Annotated in this window: 12 protein-coding genes and 1 pseudogene; 6 read left to right on the forward strand and 7 right to left on the reverse strand. The window is 72.7% G+C overall.

Annotation, left to right across the window (positions count from 1 at the left end; translation table 11 throughout):
- Positions 1-164: 164 nt before the first annotated feature.
- Together ACIGAQ_RS00615 and ACIGAQ_RS00620 are read left to right on the forward strand one after the other, a co-directional pair.
- Positions 165-2,216, forward strand: a complete 2,052-nt coding sequence (locus ACIGAQ_RS00615) for an APC family permease (protein WP_311683291.1) — start codon at positions 165-167, stop codon at positions 2,214-2,216.
- Between the two features lie 121 nt (positions 2,217-2,337).
- On the forward strand, positions 2,338-3,666 hold the full coding sequence (locus ACIGAQ_RS00620; protein ID WP_399778089.1) for a class I SAM-dependent RNA methyltransferase: 1,329 nt from the start codon (positions 2,338-2,340) through the stop codon (positions 3,664-3,666).
- An 818-nt stretch (positions 3,667-4,484) separates the two neighbouring features.
- Here ACIGAQ_RS00620 and ACIGAQ_RS00625 read toward each other — a convergent pair.
- Positions 4,485-4,826, reverse strand: a pseudogene (locus ACIGAQ_RS00625) (maltose acetyltransferase domain-containing protein); the annotation flags it as partial.
- A 178-nt stretch (positions 4,827-5,004) separates the two neighbouring features.
- Between ACIGAQ_RS00625 and ACIGAQ_RS00630 the strand changes: the two are divergent.
- Positions 5,005-5,703, forward strand: a complete 699-nt coding sequence (locus tag ACIGAQ_RS00630) for a GNAT family N-acetyltransferase (RefSeq protein ID WP_311683258.1) — start codon at positions 5,005-5,007, stop codon at positions 5,701-5,703.
- A 28-nt stretch (positions 5,704-5,731) separates the two neighbouring features.
- On the opposite strand, the gene ACIGAQ_RS00635 is transcribed toward ACIGAQ_RS00630, so the two are convergent.
- Both ACIGAQ_RS00635 and ACIGAQ_RS00640 read right to left on the reverse strand, forming a co-directional pair.
- The gene (locus tag ACIGAQ_RS00635) at positions 5,732-6,397 is read right to left on the reverse strand and encodes a thioredoxin domain-containing protein (protein ID WP_311683256.1); all 666 of its coding nucleotides are present in this window, start codon (positions 6,395-6,397) and stop codon (positions 5,732-5,734) included.
- A gap of 89 nt (positions 6,398-6,486) precedes the next feature.
- A complete protein-coding gene (locus ACIGAQ_RS00640; RefSeq protein ID WP_399778092.1) occupies positions 6,487-7,077 on the reverse strand; it encodes a hypothetical protein in 591 nt (196 codons plus the stop codon).
- A gap of 457 nt (positions 7,078-7,534) precedes the next feature.
- Between ACIGAQ_RS00640 and ACIGAQ_RS00645 the strand changes: the two genes are divergently transcribed.
- From ACIGAQ_RS00645 to ACIGAQ_RS00655, 3 genes are all read left to right on the forward strand, one after another.
- Positions 7,535-8,593: an N-acetylmuramoyl-L-alanine amidase gene (locus ACIGAQ_RS00645; protein ID WP_362278207.1), complete on the forward strand. Its 1,059-nt coding sequence runs from the start codon at positions 7,535-7,537 to the stop codon at positions 8,591-8,593.
- Between the two features lie 92 nt (positions 8,594-8,685).
- Positions 8,686-8,916 (forward strand): DUF2945 domain-containing protein, encoded by a 231-nt coding sequence (locus ACIGAQ_RS00650; RefSeq protein WP_399778094.1) that lies wholly within the window; start codon positions 8,686-8,688, stop codon positions 8,914-8,916.
- Between the two features lie 6 nt (positions 8,917-8,922).
- Entirely contained in the window at positions 8,923-9,258 is a 336-nt protein-coding gene (locus ACIGAQ_RS00655) for a DUF3140 domain-containing protein (RefSeq protein WP_399778097.1), read from the forward strand.
- Positions 9,259-9,274: 16 nt separating this feature from the next.
- Here ACIGAQ_RS00655 and ACIGAQ_RS00660 read toward each other — a convergent pair whose 3' ends face one another.
- The 4 genes from ACIGAQ_RS00660 to ACIGAQ_RS00675 all read right to left on the reverse strand — a co-directional run bounded on the left by ACIGAQ_RS00660 (position 9,275) and on the right by ACIGAQ_RS00675 (position 12,648).
- Positions 9,275-9,445, reverse strand: a complete 171-nt coding sequence (locus ACIGAQ_RS00660) for a hypothetical protein (RefSeq protein ID WP_399778099.1) — start codon at positions 9,443-9,445, stop codon at positions 9,275-9,277.
- A 209-nt stretch (positions 9,446-9,654) separates the two neighbouring features.
- Positions 9,655-9,882, reverse strand: a complete 228-nt coding sequence (locus ACIGAQ_RS00665) for a hypothetical protein (protein ID WP_311683243.1) — start codon at positions 9,880-9,882, stop codon at positions 9,655-9,657.
- 403 nt (positions 9,883-10,285) lie between these two features.
- A complete protein-coding gene (locus tag ACIGAQ_RS00670) occupies positions 10,286-11,308 on the reverse strand; it encodes a hemolysin family protein (protein ID WP_399778101.1) in 1,023 nt (340 codons plus the stop codon).
- Complete coding sequence (locus ACIGAQ_RS00675; RefSeq protein WP_399778103.1) at positions 11,305-12,648, reverse strand: hemolysin family protein; 1,344 nt, start codon at positions 12,646-12,648, stop codon at positions 11,305-11,307. The genes ACIGAQ_RS00670 and ACIGAQ_RS00675 overlap by 4 nt, the downstream gene beginning before the upstream one ends.
- Positions 12,649-12,785 lie beyond the last annotated feature (137 nt).

A 12,785-nucleotide genomic window follows, 5' to 3' on the forward strand; every position in this document is an offset into this window, starting at 1 on the left:
ACGGGCCAGGTCGGGGGCGGGCTAAGTCATATAGGCATGGAAGTGGCGTGACCTGCGGAATCCGCAGCCGCACGCGCCCCTGAATTCACTCGGAGAGCAGAGGGATCGCCGATGGGGGGTGGCGGGTGGGCGGCCCCGCGTTCGAACGCTTACGATCCTCTGTTGTGTCCAAACTGACCGACGTGCCCAAACGGATCCTGATCGGGCGCGCACTGCGCAGTGACCGGCTCGGGGAAACGCTCCTGCCGAAGCGCATCGCACTCCCCGTCTTCGCCTCCGACCCGCTGTCCTCCGTGGCGTACGCGCCCGGCGAGGTGCTGCTGGTTCTGTCGATCGCGGGTGTGACGGCGTACCACTTCAGTCCGTGGATCGCGGTCGCGGTCGTCGTCCTGATGTTCACCGTCGTGGCCTCGTACCGGCAGAACGTGCACGCCTACCCCAGCGGCGGCGGCGACTACGAGGTGGCCAACACCAACCTCGGCCCCAAGGCGGGCCTGACGGTCGCCAGCGCGCTGCTCGTGGACTACGTCCTCACCGTCGCCGTCTCGATCTCCTCCGGCATCGAGAACCTCGGCTCCGCGATCCCCTTCGTCGTCGAGCACAAGGTCGCCTGCGCGCTCGGCGTGATCGTGCTGCTGACGCTGATGAACCTGCGCGGCGTGCGCGAGTCGGGCACCTTGTTCGCGATCCCCACGTACGTCTTCGTCGCCGGTGTCTTCACCATGCTCGCGTGGGGCGCCTTCCGCGCCCTCGTGCTGGACGACACCATGCGGGCACCGACCGCGGACTACGTCATCAAGCCCGAGCACCAGGGCCTGGCCGGCTTCGCCCTGGTCTTCCTGCTGCTGCGGGCCTTCTCCTCCGGCTGCGCCGCCCTCACCGGCGTCGAGGCGATCTCCAACGGCGTCCCGGCCTTCCGCAAGCCCAAGTCGAGGAACGCCGCCACCACCCTGGCGATGATGGGCCTGCTCGCCGTCACCATGTTCTGCGGCATCATCGCGCTGGCCGCCGCCACCGATGTCCGCATGGCCGAGAACCCGGCCAAGGACCTCGTCCACAACGGCGTACCGCTCGGCCCGGACTACGTCCAGAACCCGGTGATCTCCCAGGTCGCCGAGGCCGTCTTCGGCGCCGGCAGCTTCCTGTTCATCGTGCTGGCCGCCGCCACCGCGCTGGTGCTGTTCCTCGCCGCCAACACCGCCTACAACGGCTTCCCGCTGCTCGGCTCGATCCTCGCCCAGGACCGCTACCTGCCGCGCCAGCTGCACACCCGCGGCGACCGGCTGGCCTTCTCCAACGGCATCGTGCTCCTCGCCGGCGCCGCCGCCCTGCTGGTGGGCATCTACGGCGCCGACTCCACGCGCCTGATCCAGCTGTACATCGTCGGCGTGTTCGTGTCGTTCACGCTCAGCCAGACCGGCATGGTCCGGCACTGGAACCGGCACCTGGCCACCGAGAAGGACCAGGCCAAGCGCCGCCACATGGTCCGCTCGCGCGCCATCAACGCCTTCGGCGCGTTCTTCACCGGCCTGGTGCTGGTGGTCGTCCTCGTCACCAAGTTCACCCACGGCGCGTGGGTCGCCCTGCTCGGCATGGTGATCTTCTACGCGACGATGACCGCCATCCGTAAGCACTACGACCGGGTCGCCGCCGAGATCGCCGCCCCCGACGGCCCGAGCGACGACAGCGTCCGGCCCTCCCGCGTCCACTCGGTCGTGCTGATCTCCAAGATCCACCGCCCGACGCTGCGCGCCCTGGCCTACGCCAAGCTGATGCGCTCGGACACCCTGGAGGCCCTCAGCGTCAACGTCGACCCGGCCGAGACCAAAGCGCTCCAGGAGGAGTGGAACCGGCGTGGCATCGACGTACCGCTGAAGGTCCTCGACTCGCCCTACCGCGAGATCACGCGGCCGATCATCGAGTACGTCAAGAGCCTGCGCAAGGAGTCGCCGCGCGACGCGGTCTCCGTCATCATCCCCGAGTACGTCGTCGGCCACTGGTACGAGCACCTGCTGCACAACCAGAGCGCCCTGCGGCTGAAGGGCCGGCTGCTGTTCACGCCGGGGATCATGGTGACCTCCGTGCCGTACCAGCTGCAGTCCTCCGAGGCGGCCAAGCGGCGGGCCCGCAGGCAGCAGGAGTGGAACGCGCCCGGATCGGTGCGGCGCGGTCCCGCCCAGGTGCGCTCGAAGGAGAACACCGACCACACGTCCTGAGACGACGGCTCGTGTGAAACGGCCGGGCGGCAGCCACGTAGACTGGTGGGCTGTTGTCCGGCCGTTTCGCTGCGGCCGTTCGCCCCGCCTTTCCCCTCACGCGTTTTGGAGTCACCCCGCCATGCAGGCAGAACCGAGGAAGTCGCTGGTGGGGGAGGAGTACGAGGTCGAGGTCGGCCCCGTCGCCCACGGCGGCCACTGCATCGCCCGTACGTCCGAGGGCCAGGTGCTGTTCGTACGGCACACCCTGCCCGGTGAGCGGGTCGTGGCCCGGGTGACCGAGGGCGAGGAGGGCGCGCGCTTCCTGCGGGCCGACGCCGTGCGCGTGCTCGACGCCTCCAAGGACCGCATCGACGAGCCCTGCCCGTACGCCGGGCCGGGACGCTGCGGCGGCTGCGACTGGCAGCACGCCAAGCCCGGAGCGCAGCGGCGGCTGAAGGCCGACGTGATCGCCGAGCAGCTCCAGCGGCTCGCCGGACTCACCCCGGAGGAGGCCGGCTGGGACGGCACGGTGGTGCCCGCCGAGGGCGACAAGGTGCCCGCGGGCCAGGTCCCGTCCTGGCGCACGCGGGTCCAGTACGCCGTCACGGCCGACGGCCGCGCCGGTCTGCGCCGCCACCGGTCGCACGAGGTCGAGCCGATCGACCACTGCATGATCGCCGCGGACGGCGTCAGCGAACTGGGCATCGAGAAGCGCGACTGGACCGGCATGGACTCCGTCGAGGCGATCGCGGCGACCGGCTCGCAGGACCGGCAGGTGATCCTCACGCCGAAGCCGGGCGCGCGCCTGCCCCTGGTCGAGCTGGACCGCCCGGTGTCCGTCCTGCGCGTCGACGAGCGCTCCGGCGGCGTCCACCGCGTCCACGGCCGCCCGTTCGTCCGCGAGCGGGCGGACGGCCGGACCCACCGCGTGGCCAACGGCGGGTTCTGGCAGGTCCACCCGATGGCGGCGGACACCCTGGTGAAGGCGGTCATGCAGGGCCTGCTGCCGCGCAAGGGCGACATGGCACTCGACCTGTACTGCGGCGTCGGCCTCTTCGCCGGTGCCCTCGCCGACCGGGTCGGCGACCAGGGCGCGGTGCTCGGCATCGAGTCCGGCAAGCGCGCGGTGGAGGACGCCCGGCACAACCTCGCCGAGTTCGAGCGGGTGCGGATCGAGCAGGGCAAGGTCGAGAGCGTGCTGCCGCGCACGGGCATCAGCGAGGTCGACCTGATCGTCCTGGACCCGCCGCGGGCGGGCGCCGGCCGCAAGACGGTCCAGCACCTGTCGTCGCTCGGGGCCCGCCGGATCGCGTACGTGGCCTGTGACCCGGCCGCGCTGGCGCGGGACCTGGCGTACTTCCGGGACGGCGGGTACCGGGTGCGGACGCTGCGGGCGTTCGATCTGTTCCCGATGACGCATCACGTGGAGTGCGTGGCGATTCTCGAGCCTGCCGCGAAGGGCCTCTGATCTGCCGCTTCCGTGCGACGCTTGCCCCGTCCGGATGGAACGTCATCACTGAAGGAACCATCATGGTGGCGTCTACGCAGGGCATTCGGGAGCGGCCAAGCGGCAGGGGCAGCAACTGGATTCACCGGTAGTCGGGCTTCTGCGACGGTTCGCCATATCTCCGGGACGGTGGTTCCGGAGAGAGGTCGTGCGGACGTCAGGTGAGACGACGAGGCGGCTGGCACGGGGCACGACCGCTGCGTAGCTGACGGCCAGCGACCACCACATGCCGACCTTGGCTCCTACCATTCCGGCTGAGTCGTGCGGGGAGCCCACACACTCCCCGACGCCCTCTGGGGCCGGCTCCGTGGTTCCTCCCCTGAGTGAGGAGCCGCCGGAAGCCGTGCAACAACGCAAAGAATCTTCCTCAGGGGGCCCGCCCAGCGTCAAGGGCGGTTCGGCTTCGTGCCATGCGGGATTCCTCGTCGGCGCTGCCGGCACAGCGTCGGTGGCGACCACCGCCGTTGCCGCATGGCTGACGGGGGTTCAGGTTTTCCCCGCATTGACAGTGCGCTCGGAATCCGAGCAGCAACCGGCCTGACCGCTGGTGCAGGGTCAGACCCTCGATCTGCGCGTCGAGCCGGCGTGCGGTGTCGGGGTCGGAGTGCCTCCCCAAGTGAACGCGGCTGCGGCGCATCCACGAGGACGGCCACGGCCTCGCGGGCCCGGTCCGGGTGCCGAGCCGGGCGTCGGGATGCGGGTGCGGCGCCCCGGGCCGGTGTGTCCGGTGGCCATGGCGTCAGGCCTACAGGCTGCGCACCACACGGGCGGGATTGCGGCTTGTCGCGACGGGGCCCCGGTTTCAGGGGGGTGAGCAACTGGACGTTCGGTCCGATCCGGCAGTCTTCGCCGATCGTGATGGCGGCGACAACCAGGGCGGCGAGGTTGAAGTTGACGAAGGTCCTTGCGCCGATGGTGATGTTGCTGCCGTGGCCGACGTACAGCGGCGGGCGGACGTGCGCCCGGCCGTGAGGGAGCCGAGCAGTTCGGCCGGCACCGGCTGGGCCGCCTCGGTGTCCTCGGCGTAGACGGGCCTGGTAGCGGCCGGTCAGGCGGACGGCCCGCTGCTGCCGGTGGGCGATCTCCGGGCCGTCGGCGATGTGCAGATCGCCGGCCTCCATGTGTTCCAGGTTCGTGCGCGGGTCGTTCGCGAAGTGGTCCGGCGGCGTGCGGGGAACGTTATCGGTGGAGTGTGCGAACGTACGTTCATCGGGCCGGGCGCATCCCCGCCACCGCGCCTGACACGATTTCCCTGGCGCACCGCTCGGAGTGCGTGGTGACAGGTGGAGGTGCAGCACCATGACGGACCGCGACGTCCCGGCCCTCGACGACCCGGTGGGCGGGTCCCTCGGCGGCCGGCACGCGCATCTCGCCCGCCGGCTCGGCCGGGCCGTGAGCTTCCTGCCGGAGGTCGCGTCGTTCTCCGCGGTCTCCGCCGACCCGGACGCGGCCGAGTGGAACGACCTGGCGAAACTGCTCGGTCCGGGCGAGCTCGCCGACCTGTTCAGCGCTCCGGCCACGCCGCCGCCGGACTGGGAGCCCGTCTTCCGCATGGAGGGCCGCCAGATGGTGTGGTCCGGCGATGCCCCGACCGAGCCGGAGGAGGCCGGGCCCGCCGTCGTCGAACTGGGGCCGCACGACGTGCCCGAGATGCTCGACCTGGTCGCGCGGACCCAGCCGGGGCCGTTCCGGCAGCGGACCCCGGAGCTCGGCACGTACCTCGGCATCCGTGAGCACGGCGCGCTGGTGGCGATGGCCGGGGAGCGGCTGCGGCCACCGGGCTGGACCGAGATCAGTGCCGTCTGCACCGCCCCCGAGGCACGCGGGCGCGGCCACGCCGCCCGGCTGATCACCGCGGTCGCCGCGCGCGTCACGGCCCGCGGCGAACGTCCCTTCCTGCACGTGGCCGAGGCGAACACCGGTGCGCTCGCCCTGTACGAGCGCCTCGGCCTCACCACCCGCAAGCGGGTGACCTTCCGCGGCTTCCGCGTCCCCTGAGACGGGCCCGCCTCCGGGGGTGGGGGCGTCAGTCGGCCAGCCGGTCCTCGATGAGGGCCTCGAACTCCTCGTAGGAGGCGGGGACCCGGATCATCTCCCCGTCGACGAAGAACGTCGGGGTGCCCTGGACACCCAGGCCCAGTCCGTCGCGCTGGTCGTCCTGGACGCGTCCGGCCACCTCGGGGTCGGCGAGGGCGGCGTCGAACTTCGCCATGTCCAGGCCCAGTTCCCGGGCGTAGCCGCGGAAGACGTCCTGCTTCCAGTCCTGGGACTCGCCCCACTCGCGCTGGGTGGTGAAGAGCTTGACGTACATCTCCTCGAACCTGCCCTGCCGGGCCGCGGCCTCGGCGGTGCGGGCGGCGAGTTCGCCGTTGCGGTGCCCGGGCATGGGGAAGTAGCGCGCGACGAAGGTGACCCGGTCGCCGTACTCCTCGCGCAGCCGTTCCACGACCGGGTACATCGCGCCGCACCCCTCGCACTCGAAGTCGAGGAACTCCACGATCGTCAGTTCGCTGTTCCCGGGCGTGGTCAGCCGGTGGCTGTCGGCGCGTACCGGCAGTGCCTCGGCGGCGGGCCGCACGTCCGGGCCGCCGCCGCGGTCGTCCGGGGAGAGCAGCAGGAACGAGGCCAGGGCGGCGGCGAACCCGGCGACGAGCACGGCGGCGACGGAGAGGTGCTTCTTGAACTTGCTCATGGTTCCTTCCACGCGGGAAGTCGGGACGCTCCGGCGTCACCGGGCCCGCGGGGAAGGCGCCTGGGGGCGCGGAGGTGCGGTGCCGGGCGTCAGCCGGAGAAGGACAGGGCGGAGGCGACCCCGGGGCGCGGCGGCGCCCGTCCTTCGTGCAGCCGCTCCAGGAGCGCCGGCCTCAGGGGCGAGGCGCTTTCCCGGACGGTGCCCCGCGGACCCGCGCCGTGGACACGGCCGAGCAGCGGCCAGACGAAGAGCAGCAGCCGGCGTACGGCGGTGAGCAGCGGTCTGCTCTGCCGCAGCAGCCGCTCCGTGAGGCCGAGCAGGCGGGCCGCGACGACGGCGGCGATCAGGTGGCCGGCCAGCAGCACACCCGCCGGGGGCGTGACGTGCCCGGCCGCCCGGCAGACACCCGGCGCGTACGCGGCGTGCGCGGCAGCCTGGGCGGCCAGCAGGACGCCCAGCACCTGCGCGTCCGACAACCGGCGGCGCGTCAGGAACAGGCAGCCGGGCAGCGCCACGGCGGCGACCGCCGCCGCGACGGTCCACCGCGGCGCGTGGCACCGCTCCAGGACGTGACAGGCCGCCGGCAACAGCACGCACAGGACCGCGAGGAACCCGGCACGCAGTCCGCGCAGCACACCGGAGGCCGGGGAGGCGGGGCCGGTCGGCCACAGCGATCGCATCTGGCGGGCTTCCGAGGGCGGTTCGGGCGCGGGGAGCGCGGTGAGCGGGGGCGCGAGCTGTTCCGCGCCGGGTCCCGGCAGCGTACCGGCCTCGGGGGTGCCGGTCGCTGCCGGGCCTCCTCCGCGCCGGTCCCGCAGGGTCGTATTCCCGCCGAATTCACGTAAGGGGCGTACGGCGAGGTGAGTGACGGCGCGCACGGCGCGAGAATGGTGAGGGCCCGGCGCGTTCACGCGGCCCTTCCGGCGCGACGATCCGCGCCGTGCGCCCCCACCCCGCGCGACCGCCTCGCACGCTCCACGGCACGCCCCGCTCCACACGCGTCACCCCCGAGCCATGCCCGGCAAACCCGCCCCCACGCCCCGCCCTGCACACTCCACCCCCCACGCCCCCCACGCTCCGCCTCGGGAGCTCCGCCCCGGACGATCCGCCTCGCGCGCCGAAACGGAGGACCGAACCATGGCCACACCGCTCACCGCCGACCGGCTCGTCGCCGCGCTGCGCGCCGAGGGCTGCTCCGTGCGCGAGGTCGCCGGCTGGCGCACCAACAACCGCAACCACGTGGGGCCTTGGGGCCCCGTGCACGGCGTGATGGTCCACCACACCGTGACCGGAGCGGGCACGGACGTCGTCGGCCTCATCTACCACGGCCACAGTGCCCTCCCCGGTCCGCTCGCCACCGGCTGCATCACCAAGGACGGGGTGGTCCACCTGACCGGCAACGGCCGGGCCAACCACGCCGGTGGCGGCGACGGCGACGTCCTGAACGCCGTCATCGGCGAGTCGTACGGCACGTACCCGCCCCCGACGCACGAGCACGACGGCTCGGGCGGCGCGGTCGACGGCAACGCCCGTTTCTACGGCTGGGAGTGCGAGAACCGGGGCGACGGCAGGGACCCGTGGCCCCCGGCGCAGTACCTCGCCATGGTCAAGGCCACCGCCGCGGTCTGCCGCGCGCACGGCTGGGGCCACAAGAGCGCGATAGGCCACCTGGAATGGAGCGACTGGAAGGTCGACCCGCGCGGGTTCGACATGGCCGACTTCCGCCGCGACGTCGCCGACGCCCTGGCCCTCCCGGCGGGCCTGTGGGAAGGAGAGGACATGCCCCAGTACGTCAACCTCGGTATCGCCGGGCCGTACCGGCTCGCGCCCGGTGCCTGGGACTCGGTCGAGTTCGCCGCGGAGTGGACCGACGAGACCGGCGACCACGCCACCGGCGGCAGCGTCTTCGCGCGCGGCCCGGCCCGGTTCAGCGGGACCTTCAGCGTGCACATCGACGGTCTGCCGGCGGGCGCGGTCGTACAGGCGCGGATGTCGGAGTACCAGGGCGAGGAGCTGCGCGCCGACCATCCGATCCACGAGGTCGCCGGGACCGGCGGCGGCACGTTCGTCGTCCTGCCCGTCACGAAGCGGCTGGCGTCGGGCCGTGGCATGCGGGTGCGGCTGCTGAACCAGGCCGCCGTCCCGGTCACCGTCGCGAGCGCCGTACTGACCGTGCTGGTGTGGAAGGAGCCCTGACCTTCCCCGCGGGTGGCACCCGCCGGGCTGCGCGGTGAACGCGGAGCCCGCAGGCTGGAGGGACAGCACACTCTGCGCGAGGGAGCACCGGCATGGCGAAGCACCGCAGCGAGGGCGGGAAGCCGAAGAAGGGCGACAAGGTCACCTGGAGCAGTCACGGCAGCCGCACCGAGGGCACCGTGGAGCGGGAGATCACCGAGCGGACGAAGGCGGCCGGCCGCACGGTCGACGCCTCGAAGGACGAACCGCAGTACGAGGTGCGCAGCGACAAGTCGGGACGCAACGCGGTGCACAAGCCGTCGGCGCTCAAGAAGAAGAAGTGAGGCGGCGTGGACGGCGAGGAGCGCGAGGAGACCTGGAACGACTTCCACGAGCTGGTGAACATGACACCGGCCGTACTGGAGAAGTGGCTGGAGTCGGACGACTCCCGCGACGCCGGCCAGCACCAGGACGGGGGCGAGTCCACCGGGCACGCCTCCGGCCGCCGCATCGTGACGATCCTGCGGGCCAGGAAGGGCGACCTCACGGACGACGACTACCGGCACATGCGCAAGGTCGTCGGCTACGTCCGCCGCCACCTCGCCCAGCGGCCCTCCGGGGACGTGCGGGACACACGGTGGCGGTACTCCCTGATGAACTGGGGGCACGACCCGCTCGACGGGTGAGCCCGGCGGCTCCGGGTCAGTGCTCCCCGGCCTCGGCGGGGGGCGCGGCGTGTCCGGCCAGCGCCTGGCTCATCTGCTGCTGGGTCTTCTCCGCCACCACGCGGGCCTCTTCGACGACATCACCGCGTTCGCGTATGAGGCTCTCGTAGATGGGCAGTTCGGCGGTTCGGGTCGCGTCCGTTTTCACAGCGGTCTTCCTGTCGATTTCACAGCCGGTTTCTCACGGCTCCGAGTAAGTCTGCGTCACCGCCCCGCACCGCGTTACCCACCCCCGCGGTGTCCATGCATCCGTCACGTACTCCGCGCATTCCCCACGTGTGTGACCACAGCGGGAATCTGCACCGGCACGGGGAAAGGCCCCGGGAATCGTCTCCCGGGGCCTTTCCTCGGTGCTCGTCAGAGCGAGGTCGTCCGCACGCCCGCGTGACCGCCCAGCGCGGCACCGTCCACCGACAGGGCACCCTGCACCGTGGCGCAGAGTTCACCGGTCAGCGGCCCGACCAGCCCGGCGGAGAGGCCGCCCACCAGGCCCGCGGAGGCGCCGACGCCCGCGTTGCCGCCGGAGATCTGCTCCAGGTCCGCGTCGGACAGCTCGGCGACGTCGACCCGAGGAGTGAGGTTCATGGGGGTGTTTCCCTTCGCGTGAATGTCTCGCAATGGCGGGGAGTGCCGACGGGCGCCGCGGTTCTCGAGAATTCCCCGAAAACCGGGACGACGCCCCGGCGGCTGCGCCGTGCGCAGGATCAAAGCACTCCCCGCGGAAGAGGGCCAGCCGCCCGCCGACCGTGCGCGGCGCATTCCGGCGGACGTCTTCACCGCTGTGACCGGCGGGTCACCGAACAGGGACATTCCTTCACAGGGCCCGTCGCCCGGCGGCACGCCGCGAGTGTTGCGCCCCGCGCGCGGAAGCGGACACTTCGGCGCCAAGTCCCCGTGCGGCGACGGCACGGGGGCGGCGGGCCCGGGCGGCCCGCCGCCCCTGGGCGCGCGGTGTGCAGATGTGCGGGAGGTCCGGGCCGCGGCTCCGTCAGGCCGCAGCGGCCGGTTGCATCAGGCGGGCCAGCAGGTCGTCCAGCGTGACCAGGCCGGAGAGCCGGCCCGAGCCGTCGCGGACCACGGCCAGGGACGAGCGGCGGCGGCGCAGGACCTCGATCGCGTCGGCGACCGTCGTGTCCTCCGTCAGCTCGGGCACCGGCCGGGCCAGATCCCGCGCGGTCGTGGCACGCCCCCGGGCCCGGGCGACCAGGGCGTCCCGGGCATGCACGGACCCGAGGACGACGCCGTTCTCCCGGACCAGCAGCCGGGTGCGGTCGTGCGCGGCCGCCAGCCGCAGCAGGGCGTCGACGTCCGCGCCGCCCTCGACCCAGGTGATGTCGGCGGCCGGGATCCGCAGCGCCGCCACCGGCGTCTCCGGCTCGGTCAGCGAGCGGGTCAGCAGCTCCGAGTCGGCCGCGCTGATCAGGCCGAGCCGCTCGGACTCCTCCACCAGGTGCGTCAGCTGCTCCCGGTTGTGCACGGAGGCCAGCTCGTCGCGCGGCGCCACCCGGCACAGCCGCACCAGGCCGTTGCTGAGCCGGTTGAGCAGCCGGATCAGCGGGCGCACGGCCCGCACCACGGCCCGGAAGGGCGGGGAGAGCAGCATCGCCGACCGCTCGGGATGAGCGATCGCCCAGGACTTCGGGGCCATCTCGCCGACCACCATGTGCAGGAACACCACCACGACCATCGCCACGGCGAAGGCGACGCCGTAGCTGACGGCGCTGGGCAGGCCCAGGGTGTGCAGCAGCGGGTCGAGCTCGTGCGAGATGGCCGGCTTGGACACCGAGCCCAGACCCAGCGTGCACACCGTGATGCCCAGCTGGGCACCGGCCAGCATCAGCGACAGCTCGCGCATGCCGGCCAGGGCCGCCCCGGCCCCGCGCCGGCCCTCGGCCGCCGCCTTCTCCACGCGGTGCCGCTTGGCGGCGACCAGGGCGAACTCGGCCGCCACGAAGAAACCGCTGCCGATCAGCAGCAGCACGGTCACGAAGACCGCCATCGGGAAACTCACGCCATCTCCTCGGCTTCCTCGGCGTCCGCGAGCACGCTGATCCGGACGCGGTCGGCCACGTGCCGGTCCAGCGTCCGCACCTCGATCACGGCACGGCCGCCCTCGGGCAGCCCGACCGTGACCCGGTCGCCGACCGTCGGGAAGCGGCCGAGCCGGTCCACGACCAGGCCGGCCACGGTGTCGTAGTCGTCGTCCTCCGGCAGCCGGACACCGGTCGCCTCGGCCACCTCGTCCAGACGGCGCCCGGCGTCCACCAGCCAGCCGTCGCCGACCGCGACGGCCAGGAGCGTGACCTTGTCGGACTCGTCGGCGATGTCACCGACCAGTTCCTCGGCGATGTCCTCGTACGTGACGAGGCCCGCCACGCCGCCGTGCTCGTCCAGGACGACCGCGAACTCGTCGTCCTGCTCGCGCATCCGCGCCACCGCGTCGGGCAGCGCCAGTGTGTCCGGCAGCAGCAGCGGACGCCGGGCCACCTCGCCCGCCCGGGCGCCGGCGAGCCGGGCCGCGGGCAGTGCCATCAGCTCGCGCACGCCCAGCACGCCCGCGATGTCGTCCGGGTGGTCGCCGAGCACCGGGTAGTTGGAGTGGCCGTGCCGCGCGATCAGGCCGACCGCCTCGTCGGCGCCGGCGTCCTTGCGGACGAAGACGGCGTCGGCGCGCGGCACCATCACCTCGTCCAGGGTCCGCTCGGAGAACTCCAGCGCGTGGTCGAGCAGCGCCGCGGTGTCCTTCGGCAGCTCGCCCTGCTCGTGGGACTCGCCGATGAGATGGCCCAGCTCCTCCAGCGTGGCGCCGTGGTGCAGCTCCTCGACCGGCTCGATGCCCACCTTGCGCAGCAGCCTGTTCGCCGCGCCGTCGAAGACGTGCACGACGGGCCCGACGACCTTCAGATACGCCAGCGTCGACGGGGCCAGCGCCTTCGCCAGCCGCTCGGGCACGGCGATGGCGAGGTTCTTCGGGGCCAGCTCGCCCAGCACCATCTGCACGACCGTGGCCAGCACGAAGGCGAGCACCACGGAGACGCCGCTCACGGCCGCGCCGGGCAGGCCGAGCCCGGACAGGGCCGGCTTGAGCAGGGCGGACACCGACGGTTCGGCGATGAAACCGACGACCAGCCCGGTGACGGTGATGCCGAGCTGCGCGCCCGAGAGCATGAACGACAGCCGCTCCAGCACCTTCAGCGCACGGGCGGCCCGGCGGTCACCGGCCTCGGCCTCGCGCGCGAGGGTGAGCCGGTCCGCGGAGACGTAGGCGAACTCCTGGGCGACGAAATAGCCGGTGCCGGCGGTCAGCAGGAACACGGCGAGCAGGCCCAGCAGGGCCTGTGCGGCACTCATCGAACACCACCCCGCCGTGTGCCGCGATCAGTGATGCCGTGGCGGGATGGTCCGGGACTGTGCCCCGGGGGGTCCGTCGGTCTGGCGGACAAGGACGCGCTCCTCATGTCTGGTCTGTACCCGGCACAACGCTCGTC

The organism is Streptomyces sp. NPDC085932 (genome assembly GCF_044540525.1).
Taxonomy (GTDB): Bacteria; Actinomycetota; Actinomycetes; order Streptomycetales; family Streptomycetaceae; genus Streptomyces; species Streptomyces levis.